General features: G+C 60.1%; 11 protein-coding genes. 8 read left to right on the forward strand and 3 right to left on the reverse strand.

Annotation, left to right across the window (positions count from 1 at the left end; genetic code table 11):
- Positions 1–177 precede the first annotated feature (177 nt).
- Positions 178–3,228 carry an ExeM/NucH family extracellular endonuclease gene (locus KT71_RS19565; protein WP_023659779.1) on the forward strand — a complete coding sequence of 1,017 codons (3,051 nt, stop codon included), beginning with the start codon at positions 178–180 and terminating at the stop codon, positions 3,226–3,228.
- Between the two features lie 162 nt (positions 3,229–3,390).
- On the opposite strand, the gene argA is transcribed toward KT71_RS19565, so the two are convergent.
- From argA to KT71_RS01325, 3 genes are read right to left on the reverse strand one after another with little or no spacing between them, the layout of a single operon-like run.
- Positions 3,391–4,725, reverse strand: a complete 1,335-nt coding sequence (gene argA / locus KT71_RS01315; protein WP_008293309.1) for an amino-acid N-acetyltransferase — start codon at positions 4,723–4,725, stop codon at positions 3,391–3,393.
- A 48-nt stretch (positions 4,726–4,773) separates the two neighbouring features.
- Positions 4,774–6,051: an inorganic phosphate transporter gene (locus KT71_RS01320; RefSeq protein WP_008293308.1), complete on the reverse strand. Its 1,278-nt coding sequence runs from the start codon at positions 6,049–6,051 to the stop codon at positions 4,774–4,776.
- Between the two features lie 28 nt (positions 6,052–6,079).
- On the reverse strand, positions 6,080–6,754 hold the full coding sequence (locus KT71_RS01325; RefSeq protein WP_202962377.1) for a DUF47 family protein: 675 nt from the start codon (positions 6,752–6,754) through the stop codon (positions 6,080–6,082).
- A gap of 188 nt (positions 6,755–6,942) precedes the next feature.
- Between KT71_RS01325 and tfpB the strand changes: the two genes are divergently transcribed.
- From tfpB to KT71_RS01360, 7 genes are all read left to right on the forward strand, one after another.
- Positions 6,943–8,718, forward strand: coding sequence for a type IV pilus assembly ATPase TfpB (gene tfpB / locus KT71_RS01330; RefSeq protein ID WP_008293306.1), 1,776 nt, complete (start codon positions 6,943–6,945; stop codon positions 8,716–8,718).
- A 4-nt stretch (positions 8,719–8,722) separates the two neighbouring features.
- Positions 8,723–11,686 carry a bifunctional [glutamate--ammonia ligase]-adenylyl-L-tyrosine phosphorylase/[glutamate--ammonia-ligase] adenylyltransferase gene (gene glnE / locus KT71_RS01335; RefSeq protein WP_008293305.1) on the forward strand — a complete coding sequence of 988 codons (2,964 nt, stop codon included), beginning with the start codon at positions 8,723–8,725 and terminating at the stop codon, positions 11,684–11,686.
- 13 nt (positions 11,687–11,699) lie between these two features.
- Entirely contained in the window at positions 11,700–12,626 is a 927-nt protein-coding gene (locus KT71_RS01340; RefSeq protein ID WP_008293304.1) for a branched-chain amino acid transaminase, read from the forward strand.
- A gap of 80 nt (positions 12,627–12,706) precedes the next feature.
- Positions 12,707–13,561: an alpha/beta hydrolase gene (locus tag KT71_RS01345; RefSeq protein WP_008293303.1), complete on the forward strand. Its 855-nt coding sequence runs from the start codon at positions 12,707–12,709 to the stop codon at positions 13,559–13,561.
- Between the two features lie 34 nt (positions 13,562–13,595).
- Positions 13,596–14,489, forward strand: a complete 894-nt coding sequence (gene rfbD / locus KT71_RS01350) for a dTDP-4-dehydrorhamnose reductase (protein WP_008293302.1) — start codon at positions 13,596–13,598, stop codon at positions 14,487–14,489.
- A complete protein-coding gene (gene rfbB / locus KT71_RS01355) occupies positions 14,482–15,546 on the forward strand; it encodes a dTDP-glucose 4,6-dehydratase (protein WP_008293301.1) in 1,065 nt (354 codons plus the stop codon). The genes rfbD and rfbB overlap by 8 nt, the downstream gene beginning before the upstream one ends.
- Positions 15,522–16,436: an aldose 1-epimerase gene (locus KT71_RS01360; protein ID WP_008293300.1), complete on the forward strand. Its 915-nt coding sequence runs from the start codon at positions 15,522–15,524 to the stop codon at positions 16,434–16,436. Before rfbB ends, KT71_RS01360 begins: the two co-directional genes overlap by 25 nt.
- The last annotated feature ends 58 nt before the right edge of the window (positions 16,437–16,494 follow it).

Genomic DNA, 16,494 nt, shown 5'->3' on the forward strand with positions numbered 1-16,494 from the left:
GGTGAGTGTGTCCAATCCTGCGACGCTGTATATCAAGAGCGAGTGCCTGACCTATCCCCGGAGCAACGGTAACTTTTCCGTAACCAGCTTGTAACGGGTCTCTGGTTGAATCTGATGAATGGGTATCGTTTGCCCAACAAGCTGCCTCACGCTCTTGATCTCACAGGACCTTTTCGAATGAAGAAATTAGTACTTACGCTGGCGGTTTCCGCCTTGGCGATAAACGCCAACGCACAATTGCTGATCACCGGCGTTATCGACGGCCCCAGAAGTGGAGGCGTGCCGAAGGCGGTGGAGCTGTATGCCACGGAAGACATCGCTGATCTGAGCATCTACGGCATTGAATCGGCCAACAATGGCGCCGATGCGCAGGGGCCTGAACTGACGACTCTCACGGGGTCGGTGCTAGCGGGTGGGTTCATTTATGCTGCCAGCGAATCCGACGGATTTACGGAATTTTTCGGCTTTGCCCCTGACTTTACCGGAGGCGCGCTGTCGATCAACGGTGATGACGCGATCATTTTGTATAAAAGCGGGTCGAAAATCGACGAGTTCGGTGTCGTGGGCGAGGACGGCACGGGGAAAGATTGGGAATACACCGACGGCTGGGCGTACCGAACCAACAACCCGGCCTGCGCCGGGCCCTTCGACTTAGGTGCCTGGCAGTTTCGCGGCACCAACGCCCTGGATGGAGCAACGACCAACGGCGCGGCGACAACCGCCTTCCCCCTGGCCACCTTTGCCTCGACCATCGAGTGCGACGACCAGGACGTGGTGGTGACGATCAATGAGATTCACTATGACAACAATGGTGGGGATGCAGGAGAGGCCGTGGAGATCGCGGCCACTGCCGGGGCCGACCTGTCAGGGTGGTCCGTGGTTCTCTACAACGGTAATGGCGGCGCCTCTTACGGAGCCGTCCCCCCGCTAGCAACGGCGTTCGAAGGCAGCTCCGCGGACAGGGATTTTTACGTGCTGCGGATCAGCGGGATACAGAACGGTTCGCCGGACGGCCTCGCGCTGGTGGATGCCGGCGGCAATACGGTCGAGTTTCTGAGTTACGAGGGATCGTTTACTGCCGAGGGCGGACCTGCCGACGGCCTGCCTAGCACAGACATCGGTGTTAGCGAAGATTCCGGCACCGCAATAGGCCAGTCGCTGCAGCGCTGTGGCGAGACCGACTGGAGGGCCCCGCAGCTCTCTACCTTCGGCACGGAGAACACCTGCCCGGACGTGCCTCCGGAACCCATTGACGTCCGTATTAGCGAGATTCAGGGCGTGACAGACTCCAGCCCCTTGAACGGGCAGTTTGTACGTATCACCGCTGTCGTAACGGCAGATCTCGAGGAACCGGGTGAAATCGGCGGCTTCTTCGTGCAGGAAGAAGCCGCCGACGAGGACGGGGACCCCGCCACCTCAGAGGGTATCTTCGTCTTCTGTGGCGGCGTGACATGTAACGTGGCTGTCGGCGATACGGTGACCGTTCAGGGTAAAGTTGGAAGTTTCTCCGGCCAGACCCAGATTGACAACGACGATGGCAATCTGAGCGTGGTCGTGACTGACGCCCCGGCAGGACTCGGAGCGCCCGTCGCGGCGTCGCTGAACTACCCGCTAGCGCCAGACTTTGATCTCGAATCGGTGGAGGACATGCTCGTCACTGTAGCGAGTGACATGCGGGTGACGGAGTACTTCAATTTTGACCGCTTTGGCGACCTAGTGCTCTGGACGGACGGCACCGGAGCGGAGCGCCCCTATCAGGCGTCGCAGATCATGGACCCGTCTGTGGTGAATCGGGACGATGTCGACGAAGAGTTCGCGCGGCAGTCCCTGGTGGTGGATGACAGCCGCGGAGGCCAGAACGTCGGCAAGCTGTTTCCGGTCAACGATCTCGGTGAGCCGGTCTTCGGCGATGCCAGCTATGTTCCCTCTGCCAGCCTCGACGGCTACGCCGGCTTCCGGGGCGGCGACCTGGTAACAGGCATCGAAGGCGTGATGGGTGAAGCATTCGGTAGCTATCGTCTCTACGTCAGCGACCCCTCGGCGGGAACGGCGATCGACGGCGACGCTTTTGATGTCCAGATCGTGAATACCAATCAGCGCCAGACTGCGCCAGAGGCGGTCGGCGGCTCATTGAAGGTGGCATCCTTCAATGTCCTGAACTATTTCACCACGCTCGACCTCGGGCAGGACACCTGTGGGCCGTCCAAGAATCTCGAGTGCCGCGGTGCTGACTCTGCCGACGAACTGGCCCGCCAGCAGGAAAAAATTGTCGCTGCGCTGGCCGATCTGGACGCCGATATCGTCGGACTGATAGAGATAGAAAACACTGATGGTGTCTCAGCCGAAGCCACGCTCGCCAGTGCGTTGAGCGCAGTATCCGGGCGCAGCTACGCCGCGGTTCAGACGGGCACCGTGGGTACCGATGCCATCAAGGTCGCTTTCATTTACGACACCGCAACTGTTCAGCTTGTTGGCGGCTTCGCGGTGCTGGAGGAGGGCTTCCTCGACCCACTGGGTATTGGACGCGATCTGAACCGCGCGGCTCTAGCCCAGACGTTCCGAGAGGCCGCTGGCAACGGTATCGTGACCGTGGCCGTGAACCACTTCAAATCAAAGGGCTCCGGATGTGGTGACGGCGACGACGACCCCGTGCAAGGTAGCTGTAATGCAACGCGGACGGCCGCAGCCGGAGCCCTCGCCGCCTGGCTCGACTCAGATCCAACCGGCAGTGGTGACGACGACATGCTGATCCTGGGCGACTTAAACAGCTACGCCAAGGAGGATCCCATCACATTGCTGGTCAACGCTGGCTACACGGATCTCGCAGCGTATTTCCTTGGCGATAGCGCGTATGGCTATGTGTTTAGTGGCCGATGGGGCACCCTGGATTACGCAATGGCAAACCCGGCGCTGCTGGCGCAGGTCGCCGGCGTGACCGAATGGCACATCAATGCTGACGAGCCGGATGCCATCGATTACGACACACGTTTCAACCCCCAAGCGTGGTTTGCCGGTGACGCCTTTCGCTCGTCCGACCACGACCCGGTCTTGGTAGGCCTGAATCTTCTGGGAAGCCCGGAAGTCAGAGATGACTGCAAGAAAGGCGGATGGAAAACCTTCGTCACCGCCGAAGGCGAATCTTTTAAGAACCAGGGGTCGTGCGTAAGCTACGTCGCGTCCGGGAAAGACGCCAAGGGCAAAAAGAAGCCTAGAGATAAGGGTAAGTAAGCAAAACGATAAGGAACAGCCGGGTTGCCGCTCGTCTCCGGGGTTTAGTCGAGCGAGTTCCGAGCGGTAGCTCTTCACGGGCTTGTTCAGGGGTGCGATGCCAGATCGCTAATGTACAAATGATTGCCCAGTATGCGGCCGAAGGAACAGGCTTCGCAGACTCTAGCTGTTCTGCGCCAGCGTCTTGAAAAATACCTTGGAGTTGCGCTGCAGATTGTAAAGAGCTTTTCGCGTGGGCGGCAGCTTCTCCAGGGATCCCTCCTCAAAGCCCTGCTCTAAAAACCAGTGGGCGGTCTGGGTAGTCAGAACAAACACTTCCCGGAGTCCCTGAGCTAACGCTTCATGCTCCAGCTCCTGCAACAGCCGCCGCGCCCGCTGCTCACCGCGATAGTCGGGGTGAGCGACGATGCAGGCCAGTTCGGCACTCTTTCGTTCTTCAAAGGGGTAGAGCGCTGCACAGGCAATGGTGCGACCATCGCGCTCGAGGATGCGAAAGCGTCCGATCTCTGCCTCAAGAAGATCCCGGGAGCGCTTGAGGAGTACGCCGGAGGCTTCCAGCGGGGTAATAAGATCCAGTACACCGCCGACATCCCGAATGCTGGCCCAGCGTGACTGCTCATAGGGACGGCGGGCGACGAGGGTACCGCTGCCGTCCGTGGTAAACAGCTCACCCAGTAAGGCATCCGGGTCCTGAAAGCTCACAATATGGCTTCGGGGAACACCGGCACGACAGGCGTCGCAGGCAATGTGCAAAAGTCGCGCTTCTTCCTCATGGTCGGGTGCGGCCACCGACTGCTGATCCACGGCAATTTGTTTGATGAGTGCGCCGTCGCTGTCGTGCACGCCCGCGGTGCTACCCAGAATGATGAGTTTGTCGGCGCTCAGATCCCGGGCTGTGCTGATGGCGACATCACCCAGGGACAGGTTGAAGGCCTCTCCCGTGGGCGAGTAGCCCACAGAAGACAGCAATACCAGACTGCCGTTTTGCAGCAGCGACTGTATGCCGTCGGTATCCACCCGTCGCACCCGCCCCGTCAGGTGATGATCCACGCCATCGACCACGCCCAGGGGCTGTGCCATCACAAAGTTGCCCGATACGGCCCGAAGCTTTGCGTCCTGCATGGGTGAGTTGGGCAGACTGAGGGACAGGAGGGCCTCGAGCTCAATGCGCTGGGCACCGACGACCTGGAGCACATGGGGCAAGGTGTCGGTGTCCGTGATGCGCTGACCGCGGTGCAGACGGGTTTCTATGCCGCGTTCTTTGAGCCGGCGATCAATCTGGGGGCGGCTGCCAAACACCAGTACGAGGCGCACACCCAGGCTGCTCAGCAGCGCCAGGTCGTGGAGGATGCGGGGCAAGGCGCCGCTCTCCTGCACCGCACCCGGAATCACAATGACAAAGGTCGAACCGCGGTGCCGGTTAATATACGGCGCGGTATTGCGAAACCAGGAAATTGGCGAGCTGGGCGAGCTGTGTGAGTTGATTGAGTCGGTCATGGCGATAGCTTACAGCGCCGGAGCGCCGGAGGTGTAGCGGAGTGAGGCTCAGCCAAATATGCCGCGAAGAGTGAAGAAAAAGATAATCGCCAGTATAGCGCCGGCAGGAAGGGTGATAAGCCAACTCAGGAAGATCGAGCCGATAACCCGCAGGTCAATCGCCGCTATGCCCCGCGCCAGGCCCACACCCAGCACTGCGCCTACGAGGGTGTGCGTTGTGGAGATGGGCAGGCCGGTCGCGGAGGCAAAAACCACCGTCGAAGCAGCTGCGAGGGTTGCGGCAAAACCCCTCGAGGGCGTCAGTTCGGTGATTTTATTGCCGACGGTGGCGATGACTTTCCAACCGTAGGTCGTCAGGCCCGCCACGATACCCAGGGCACCAATAAGGAGAATCCAGCCGGGCATCACAGAGGTGGCGTTTACGGCGCCTCCGGACTGAACGATGCTGGTGACGGCGGCCAGAGGCCCGATGGCGTTTGCTACATCGTTGGAGCCGTGGGCAAAGGCCATGGCGCAGGCCGTGAACATCATGAGAACACCAAAGACGCGCTCCACACTGGCGAAGCGGTTGTCCTCATCGGCTTCAAAGTGAATGCGTCGCATGAGCATGGCCCCAAACATGGCCACAATGAGGCCAATGCCAAAGGACAGGGGCACGGCGTTGGCAAACTTCGATCCCAGACCGAAGTCCAGCTCCAGGCCCAGGTGTTTCAGGCCCTTGAGCAGCGTCACCATGGTGATCATAAAGCCCACGATCCACATGTAGACGGGAATGAGCCGTTTGGCGCGCAGGAAGGGATCGTCGTTATCGAGAATCAGGATTTTGACACTCATAAACAGTGCGAAGGAGATGCTGCCCGCCAGCACCGGCGATATCACCCAGCTCATGGCGATGGTGCCCACCTGGCTCCAGTTGACGGACTCCACGGAGATACCCACGGCGGCAAAACCCACAATAGCGCCCACGATGGAGTGCGTGGTGGAGACGGGCCAGCCTCGCACGCTGGCAATGAGCAGCCAGGTGCCCGCAGCAAAAAGGGCTGACATCATGCCGTAGACCAGAAGCTCAGGAGATCCTTCAAGAAGTCCCGGGTCGATAATGCCCTTGCGGATGGTTTCCGTGACTTCGCCACCGGCGAGATAGGCGCCGAGGAACTCGAAGATGATGGCGATCATAATCGCCTGACGGATAGTGAGGGCGCCGGAGCCAACGGAGGTGCCCATGGCATTGGCTACATCGTTGGCACCAATTCCCCAGGCCATAAAGAACCCGGCTATGCAGGCAAGACCCAGGAATTGGGGGCCGAAAGCAGCAATAATTTCCAAGATCTATTATCCGTTGGCTTAATTCAGATTAGCGAGCTAAAAGCAGTTCAAGCTGTTCGCCCACTTCGCCACAGGCATCGGCTAACTGGGCGAGGGCGGTGGCAATCTGGTAGTAGAACACCGCATCGAGAACGGGAAAGCTGTCTTCGCTCTTACCCAGCTGGCGAACCAGGCGCTGCTGCTGCGCGTCACAGCGTCGTACCTGCCGCTCAAGGGACGTCAGCATCTTCTCCATGATCTTGCGTTCCCGCTTGCCAAAGCCCTCGGTAACGAGCTCATCGAGCTCCCGGATCGCGGTAAGCGCTTCGCCCACGGTTGCCGCAAGGAGGCTGCAGTGCTTATCAAGAATTGTTTGTAGCGGCGCAGGAAAGCGCATGCCGCGTAAAGCCACGGGCCTTGCTATCTCCCGGACACACACGGTGATGCGGTTTTGTATATCAAGGAGCTCAAGGAGGTCCGGACGGGGCATGGCCAGAAGCAATCCCCGGGGGAGGTGCTGGCGGATTTCCCGTCGGAGTTTGCGCGCGTCCGCGGTGGTGCTGTCAATGACGCTGTGAATCTCCGCAACGCGGGTCCAGTCCTGGTCCGCGCTTGCCGCGAGGAGCTCACAAAGGAGCTGCACGGTCTCCTGCGCGAGCTGCATATGCTCCTGAATTGGCCGGATCGGAGACCGACCAAATAGCTTGCCCAAAGGACTTGTCATGCAAGCGCCATCTCTAGTCTCGGGAAGTCGCGGAGTATAGAGCCTGATTGCGCCATCTGTCTTGTCTCGAATTATGAAATATAACCACACTCCTTTTAAGGCTTTATGCGGTCGAAGTCGAGGGTGAAGGCGTTCTGCTGTGATAGCATGCGGTAGCGCCAATAGCCGTGAAAACAGGGGTTTTTCCCATGCTTAAGCCGCAAAACAGCGAGCCTGCGGAAGGCAAGCTGACACTGAAGGCTTTACTCGAAGGATTGCTTAGGGACGGCCGTATTGCTGCGGGTGATCTTCGTCGCTTGCAGGGCCTCTCTCCCGGCGCGATTCACCCGCTGGTTTTTCTTGCTGAGCAGAAGCTCCAGGACCTCGAAAATCCCGGCCAGACCCTCGATATGACAGCGCTCCTGGACTGGTTGAGCCATCGTTGTGGCCAGACGGTGGTAGAGATTGATCCTTTAAAGGTGAATGTCTCGGAAGTCTCAGAGGTCATGTCACGGGCTTTTGCGGAGCGCCATCGAATTCTCGCCGTGGACGTCACCGATGAAGAGGTAGTAATTGCCAGCGCTGAACCCTATCAGCGCGCCTGGCAGGGCAACCTTGAGCAGGTGCTGCGCAAGCAGATTCGCCGGGTTCTTGCCGACCCGCGGGATCTCGTACGGTACACCGCCGAGTTTTACACCATGGCAGGATCCGTACGGGGTGCCCGGGCTGCGGGTAAAGGCAGCACCGCGGGGAACATCGGCAACCTGGAGCAGATGCTGGAGCTGGGCTCTATGCGGGAGCCCGATGCCAATGATCAGCATATCGTCAGCATCGTGGACTGGTTGTTGCAATACGCGTTTGAGCAGCGCGCCAGTGATATCCACATCGAGCCCCGGCGCAACGTGGGCAATGTGCGCTTCCGTATCGACGGCGTCCTGAATACGGTGTACGAACTACCGGAACAGGTCTGCGCCGCCGTCACCAGCCGCATCAAGATTCTCGGTCGCATGGATGTCGCTGAAAAACGGCGACCCCAGGACGGCCGATTGAAGACCCGCAGCCCCGGTGGTGCCGAGGTGGAGCTGCGTCTCTCCACGCTGCCCACGGCCTTTGGCGAAAAACTGGTCATGAGGATTTTTGATCCCGAAGTGCTGCAAAAAAGCTTTGAAGCCCTGGGGCTTGCGGATGAGGACCTCGTCCGTTGGCACGCCATGACCGGCACGGGTAACGGTATCGTGCTGGTCACGGGACCGACGGGGTCGGGCAAGACCACCACCCTCTATTCCACCCTGCGCCAGCTCGCCACGTCTTCCGTGAACGTCTGCACCATCGAAGACCCCATCGAGATGGTCGAAGGCGCCTTTAACCAGATGCAGGTCAACCATGGCATTGATCTGGATTTTTCCTCAGGGGTGCGAACCCTCATGCGCCAGGATCCCGACATCATCATGATCGGTGAGATACGGGACCTTGAAACCGCCAACATGGCCATCCAGGCAGCGCTTACGGGCCACCTCGTGCTTTCAACCCTGCACACCAACGATTCGCCAAGCTCCGTGTCCCGTCTTCTGGAGCTGGGTGCTCCCGCCTACCTGGTAAAGGCCACCCTGCGTGGGATTATGTCCCAGCGCCTGGTGCGGATCCTGTGTGATGACTGTAAGCGTCCCAAGCCGGCGGACCTGGATGGTTGGCGGGAGCTGGTGCAACCCTTTGATATTCCCGCGCCGGAGCACATCTACGATGCCGTGGGCTGCAAAACCTGTCGCGATACGGGGTACCGCGGCCGGCGGGGCATCTATGAGGTGCTCGTGAACAGCCCGGCGGTGCAGGAAGAGATCGTCACGGACATCAACACCGCGCGGCTGCGAAGCATTGCCTTCAGTGAGGGAATGCAGTCCCTTCGGGTCAGTGGCGCCGCTCGCGTTGCCCGCGGTGAGACCACCGTGGAAGAGGTGTTGCGGGTCGCTCCCGCCATCACTCAGTAAGGCTATGAACCTGCAGGATAATCTACCGGAAACTCTCAGGGAGCCGGCGTCCCGGGCATGGGCGGCCATACTTGAGGCCGCAGGCCCCACGGAGGCCCCCGCCCTTGAGGGGCTCCTTGAGCGCAGCGGTTTTGCGCAGCAACTGGCCACGGTCCTCGCCGGCTCGCGATACGTCGGGGAGACCCTGAGGCGCAGGCCCTGGCTCCTCGTGCAGTTGGCGACGGCGGGTCATCTGGAAGCGCCCTTGAGAGAAGGTGCTCTTGAGGCGGAGTTGGCGGAGTTGCTGGCGCGCAGTGATGACGATCCCGGGGTCGTGCTCCGACGCTTCCGGCAGCGCCACATGCTGCGAATCATCTGGCGGGACCTTAATCGACTGGCGCCGACCCTCGAAACCACCCGGGACGTCTCCTGGCTGGCCGATGCCTGCATCTCCCTTGGCCTTGAGCGGTGCATGGCCGAGCTTGAAGCAAAATACGGACAACCCCGGGGCCAACGAAGCGGCGAGGCCCAGGAACTGATTGTCGTGGCAATGGGTAAGCTCGGCGCCCATGAGCTCAACCTCTCCTCGGATATCGACCTGATATTCACCTATCCCGAGAGCGGCAGCACCGAGGGCGCCCGGCGCTCTGTAAGTAATGAGGAGTTTTTTACCCGCGTGGGCCGCGCCCTGATCGCGCTCCTTGATCCCGTTACCGCCGAGGGTTTTGTGTTTCGCGTGGACATGCGCCTGCGACCCTATGGGGAAAGTGGCGCCCTGGTGCAGAGCTTTGCGGCTCTCGAGGCCTACTATCAGGAACAGGGACGGGACTGGGAGCGCTACGCGCTGATTAAGGCGCGGCCCGTGACCGGCAGTCTGCGACATCGCCGCGAGCTTCTGCAGTGTCTCCAACCCTTCGTCTATCGCCGCTATGTGGACTACAGCGCCATAGAGAGCCTGCGTTCCATGAAGCAGCTGATCGTGGCAGAGGTACGGCGCCGGGGTTTGCAGGGAAACGTAAAACTTGGCAGCGGTGGTATTCGCGAGATTGAGTTTATAGCCCAGTGTTTTCAGCTTATCCGTGGCGGCAGGGATGTGTCATTGCAGCGCCGGGAACTCTGTGCCGTGCTGGCTGAGTGCGCAAGCCTGGGTTGTCTTCCCGAGTCTGTGGTGCAGGAGCTTCAGGTAGCCTATCTGTTTCTGCGCGATGGGGAGCATGCTATTCAGGCCTGGGAGGACCGCCAGACCCAGGAGCTGCCCACGGACCCCATCGCCCAGGCGGCCCTCGCTCATTGCATGGGCTTTGGAGACTACGACGCTTTCTCCGAGGCCCTGGCAGGGCATCGTGATGCCGTCGCAAGGCACTTTGCTGCGCTCATCGCCGAAGATGAGAACTCCACTCCGGCGCCCGAGAGTGCCGATCTGTGGAGTGCTGACTGTGATCCACAGCAACTGGCAGATCTGGGTTTCAGCGATGCCGCGGGACATGCCCGGCGCCTCTGCGCTCTCTTCGACTCCCGGCGTATCCAGTGCCTCCAGGCCGAGGGCCGTGAGCGCCTTGACCGCTTTATGCCCCTGCTGTTGGAGGCCTGCGCTGAATCGGAACACCCGGATCTGGCTTTGGAACGGTCGCTTCCTTTAGTGAGCGCTGTAGCGCGACGCAGCGCCTATCTGCTTCTGCTCATTGAAAACCCACCGGCTCTGGCAGATCTTGCAGCGCTTTGTGGTGCCAGTCCGTGGATTGCGGAGCAGCTGGCCACCCGCCCCGCCTTGCTGGACGAGCTTCTGGACCGTGCCAGTCTGTATACCGCGCCGGAGCGCGAGGCGCTGCAGTCGGAACTCCGTCAGCAGACGGCACGCCTCACCGTCGATGACCTTGAGGGGCACATGGATGCGCTGCGCTACTTCAAAGCCTCCCAGGTGCTACGTGTAGCGGCGAGTGAGCTGTCGGGACGTCTTCCCCTGATGAAGGTCAGCGACAAGCTCAGCTTTATTGCCGAAGTCTGTCTGGAGCAGGTACTGGCGCTTGCCTGGGCACAGCTGGCGCTTCGCTATGGCGAACCCGCGAGAGAAGGCACGGGAAGCGGGTTTGTGGTTCTCGCCTACGGCAAGTTGGGCGGCATTGAACTGAGTTATGCCTCGGATCTGGATCTGGTCTTTATCTTCGACGCGAAAAAAGGCGGTTACACCGATGGTGACCGTTCCATCGATAACGCCACGTTTTACATGCGCCTCGGGCAGAAGATGATTCATATCCTCGAGACCCGAATGGGCCTCGGCCAGCTCTACGAGATTGACATGCGTCTGCGCCCTTCGGGCGATTCGGGGATGCTGGTGTCCACCCTCAGCGCTTTTGAACAGTATCAGCGCAACGAAGCCTGGACCTGGGAACATCAGGCCTTTGTCCGCGCCCGGCCCGTTGCCGGGGACGAGGTCCTTGCCCAAAAGGTCGAAGCCCTGCGCCGGAATATTCTCTGCCAGGCCCGGGACGTGGGCACGCTTGGCGAGGAAGTCGTCACCATGCGCGAAAAGATGCGCAGCCACGCCAAAGTACGCCGTGAAGACGCTGAAATGGACCTCAAGCAGGGTTTCGGCGGTATCGTGGATATCGAATTTGTGGTGCAATACGCCGTCCTCGCCTGGGCGTCGCAGGAACCTTCCCTGGCCGACTGGTCGGACAACGTCCGGATTCTCGAAGCCCTGGCCGACAGCGGATACCTGCCGAAGGAACAATGTCGGGCTTTGATCCAGGCCTACCTGGAATTGCGCAGCGTAACGCACCAGCTGGCTCTGCAGCAGCAACCGCCGAAACTGCCGGCAAAGCAATTTGCGACGGAGAGGAGTACGGTGCAGCTCGTTTGGGAGTCGCTGTTTGCGGAGGTTACCGCGGCCGGGACCCCTGAGGCGGACGGGACAGACGGAGCAGGCGGGAAAGCAGTACCAACGGAAGCTGAGACCACCTTCAGATCAGACCATCACAACAAAGAATAAGCAGGAGAAGAACATGAATTTTGCGGAACGCGAAGGCACCATCTGGCTCGACGGGGAAATGGTTCCCTGGGGTGAGGCCAAGGTGCACGTGCTAACGCATACCCTGCATTACGGTCTGGGCGTATTTGAGGGTGTTCGTGCCTACAAAACTCCCGATCGCGGTACCTGCATCTTCAAGCTCAAGGAGCATACGGAGCGTCTTTTTAACTCCGCGAAGATACTTACCATGGATATGCCCTATGACCGCGAAACGCTTATTGAAGCCCAGCGCGCTGTGGTCAAAGCCAACGAACTCGAAGAAGCCTATCTGCGGCCCATGTGTTTTTATGGCTCCGAAGGCATGGGACTGCGGGCCGACGGTCTGAAAACCCACGTCATGGTCGCCGCCTGGGAGTGGCCGTCCTACATGGACCCTGAAGCTGTTGCCCGGGGTATCAAAGTACGCACCTCGTCCTATACCCGGCATCACGTAAATATCACCATGTGCAAAGCCAAGGCCAACGGCAACTACATCAATTCCATGCTGGCCCTTCGCGAGGCTCTGGAGTCCGGTGCCGAAGAGGCGCTCCTTCTGGACAATGAAGGCTACGTTGCCGAGGGCAGCGGCGAGAACGTCTTTATCGTGCGCCGGGGCAAGATACATACGCCGGAACTGACCTCCTGCCTCGATGGCATCACCCGGGCAACGGTTTTTGCCTTTGCCGAGGAACTGGGGCTGGAGATTATTGAGCGCCGTATTACCCGCGACGAGGTGTATGTCGCGGATGAGGCCTTCTTTACGGGCACCGCGGCAGAGGTCGTGCCTATCCGGATGCTCGACGGCAGAGAAATCGGCAGCGGTAGCCGGGGGCCTATCACCGAACAGATGCAGTCCATGTATTTTGATGCCGTGCGTGGCAACCGACCCCAGAATGCGGAGTGGCTGACTCCCGTTGCATAGTTGCATAAAGGGATCCCGGGGGGCGTCAGCTCCCGCGCCGCTTTTCACGTTCCGGCTCATCAAAGATAAGAGAAACAACCATGAGTGACAACGCAGCGCTGATCGCACAGGAATTAACGCTTGAGAACGGAGACGCCCGCGGCGTGTTCTATCGGCGCTGGGATGTGGAGTCGCCCCGGGGGGTAGCGCTCATTGTCCATGGTCTCGGCGAACACAGCGGTCGTTATCAGCATGTGGCTGAGGCCCTGGCGGCGCGCAATATCGCAAGCTTTGCGCCGGATCATCCGGGTCACGGTCACACGCCGGGTCATCGCTGCTTTATCAACAAGTTTGAGGATTTCTATCCTGCACTGGATGCCCTGCGAGAACAGATCGCCTCGGACTATGCGGAAGTTCCCTGTTTCATCATCGGGCACAGCATGGGTGGCCTGATCATCGGTAACTATCTTCTGGATCGGCAATCCCGGTTCGCCGGAGCTGCTTTTTCCGGCGCTGCTTTTGAGGTGCCCGAGCCCCCCAGTGGTTTTGCCATTTTTCTCAACAAGCTTTTGGCGTCCATTGTGCCGAAGCTGGGTGCCTTGCAGCTTGACGCCAGCGAGGTGAGCCGCGATGCGGAGGTTGTTCGCCGTTATCAGGAGGACCCCCTGGTACACAGCGGGAAAATCACGGCGCGCCTGCTGGTGGAGCTCTTTGCTGCCATGGATATGCTTGAGCAGCGTCGTGGCGACATCAGCCTCCCGGTGCTGGTCATGCATGGAGAAGGGGATGTGATGGCGGCGGTCAGGGGCTCTCAGCATTTCTTTGACGCAGTGGGCAGCACGGATAAGACCCTGCGCCTGTATCCCGGGCTCTACCATGAGATTTTTAACGAGCCGGAGAAGGATCAGGTGCTGGGTGAACTGGGTGACTGGCTGGATGCTCACATTCCGGACTGAGAGATGAGCGTCGATACTGTTTGTGGCATACGCTGTGGCTGAGGCGTCCCTTTCCAGGGTACTGGTGACCGGTGGCGGAGGTCAGCTGGGCTCTGCCCTGGCGGCGACGGTGCCGCCGTCTATCAGCCTTCGGGCCTTAGGCCGTGCTGACTGCGATATCAGTAATCCCGCGGCCGTAGATGCGGCTCTGGATGCGGAAGAGCCTCAGCTTCTGATCAATGCGGCGGCCTATACCGCCGTGGATCGTGCCGAGGAGGACGCCGATGCGGCCTTCGCGGCCAATGGAGAGGCCCCCGGGGTGCTTGGGGAGGCCTGCGCTCGACGGGGCATCCGGCTTATTCATGTCTCCACGGATTTTGTTTTCGACGGCACGCGCAGCTCTCCTTACCCTGTAGATGCGCCCACGGCGCCCCTGGGCGTCTATGGCCGCAGCAAGGAAGCGGGCGAGCGTGCAGTGCTCGATTCCGGCGCCGATGCCCTTCTTGTGCGAACGGGTTGGGTGTATTCCCACAGTGGCCAGAACTTCCTGCGCACCATGCTGAGACTCCACGGCTCCCATGAGGAAATCAGCGTGGTGTCGGATCAGGTAGGCACGCCCACGGATGCTTACTCCCTCGCTTATGCCCTGTGGGCCGCCGCCGCGCGGCCGGCCTTGGGGGGGATTTATCACTGGAGTGATGCGGGGGTGTGCAGTTGGTACGACTTTGCGCAGGCCATCGGTGAAGAGGCTCACGCTCTGGGCCTGCTGCAGGCGGTCGCCAGGGTGAAGCCCATCCGCACCGAGGATTATCCGACGCCAGCGCGACGTCCTGCCTACAGCGTGCTGGACAAAAGCTTAAGTTGGCGGGATTTCGAGATGCCACCCACGCACTGGCGCAGTCAACTACGCGCTGTTCTGACAAGGCTTAAGGAGACAGCTCATGGCTAAGACCCTATTGGTGACCGGCGGTGCAGGATTTATTGGTTCCAATTTTGTGCACTACTGGCTGGGCACCCACCCGGAGGACCGTGTGATTGCCTACGACGCCCTCACCTACGCCGGTAACCGGGAGAATCTGGCCTCCGTAGAAGACAACGCTAACTTCAGCTTCGTGCAGGCGGATATCTGCGATGAGGCGGGCGTGACACAGCTCATGCGCGATGAGTCCGTAGATACCGTGGTGCACTTTGCCGCGGAAAGCCATGTCGACCGGTCCATCAGCGGGCCTGATGCCTTTATTGAGACTAATGTCATCGGCACCCACAGCCTGTTAAAAGCGGCGCGAAGTGTCTGGTTGGACGGGGACGGCAAGCCCCACCGTTTTCATCATGTCTCCACCGACGAGGTGTACGGCTCCCTGGCACCCGATGCGCCGGGATTCTTTGAGGCTCAGCAATACCAGCCCAATTCGCCCTATTCCGCCAGTAAAGCCGCGTCGGATCACCTCGTGCGGGCCTATCACCACACCTACGGTTTACAGGTGAGCACAAGTAACTGCTCGAACAATTACGGGCCCTTTCACTTTCCCGAGAAGCTGATTCCCCTCTGTCTGACCAATATTCTGCGCGGCAGGGAGCTGCCGGTGTACGGCGATGGCAGCAATATCCGCGACTGGCTGTATGTCGAGGATCACTGCCGTGGCATCGAGCTTGTACTCAACAAGGGTGAGGTGGGTGAGTGCTACAACATCGGTGGCAATAATGAGTGGAACAACCTGGCGATTGTGAAGCTCCTCTGCGAACGCCTGGATGCGAGGTTTGCGGCGGATCCAGAATTGCGGGAAAGTTATCCCGACGCACCCCAGAGCCAGGGCGAATCCGCCGATAGCCTGGTGCGCTTTGTCACCGACCGGGCGGGACACGACTGGCGCTATGCCATTGATGCGAGCCGGATCATGAATGAGCTCGGCTACGCGCCCGCAGAGACCTTTGAAACGGGTATTGAACGGACCATCGATTGGTATCTTGCCCATGAAGCCTGGTGGCGCCCCCTGGTACAGGCCTGAGCAAGTCGGGGAATAGTCAGGCCCTGATGCACCTGGAGTGTCACGGCCTGCGCCTGGAGATTTCGCCCCGGGAGGGTGCAGCCCTCGTGGCGCTGCAGTCCCGTCGTGGAGATCGCTGGTGTGATTGGCTCGTAGACAGGGAGCTGGCCTCCTCCACAGGCACTCCCGCCTGTTTCCCCCTGATACCCTTTGCCAATCGCATTGCCCATGGTGAGCTTGAGTTTTCCCCTCAGCGCCTTGCGGCAAATCGCCCGGATTTGTCGGCGCATCCGATTCATGGCTATGCATGGCAGGCGCCCTGGGACCTGGACTGGCAGAAAGACGATGCGCTGCAGCTCAGCTATGACGGCAGTGATGATCCCTGGCCCTGCCAGTATCGTGCGTCCATGGTCTTCGCCCTGGCACCGGGGGAACTTCGCATCACCTTAAAACTCTCTCATCGAGGCGTCGGCGAGATGCCCGCGGGCCTGGGACTGCATCCTGCATTTCCCAGCGAAGGCTTGCTGTCCGTGCAGGCAGATTGCGCAGCATTTTTAGCCGTTGATGACGATGGCCTTCCGTCGGCAATCCACAGGGATGCGCAGGAATGCGCAGACCTCGCTGAGGGCCGTGTACCCGCGCGGGGTGTGGATAGTGATTTCGTGGATTGGAAGCACAAAGCGACCCTGCTTTGGCGTGACCGCGCCTTAAGCTTGTCTGCGGATCCGGTGTTTAGTGCCCTGCATGTATTTCGACCCGGAGACAAAGCGCTGCTATGCCTGGAGCCCGTAAGCCATCTCACGGGAGCCATGGCCCGGGAGCGCTTGCCGTCTATCCCGTCGCCGCAGATGCTGGGTAGCGGTGAGACGCTGGAAGGCAGCATCCGGTTTCACCTGGAGGACTTTTCTTAATCCTTCTGTTTAAACTCTTTGGCTTAACTTTTGGGTAGCAATGAACCTGAGCTTCCGC

The organism is Congregibacter litoralis KT71 (genome assembly GCF_000153125.2).
In the GTDB taxonomy this organism is placed as follows: domain Bacteria; phylum Pseudomonadota; class Gammaproteobacteria; order Pseudomonadales; family Halieaceae; genus Congregibacter; species Congregibacter litoralis.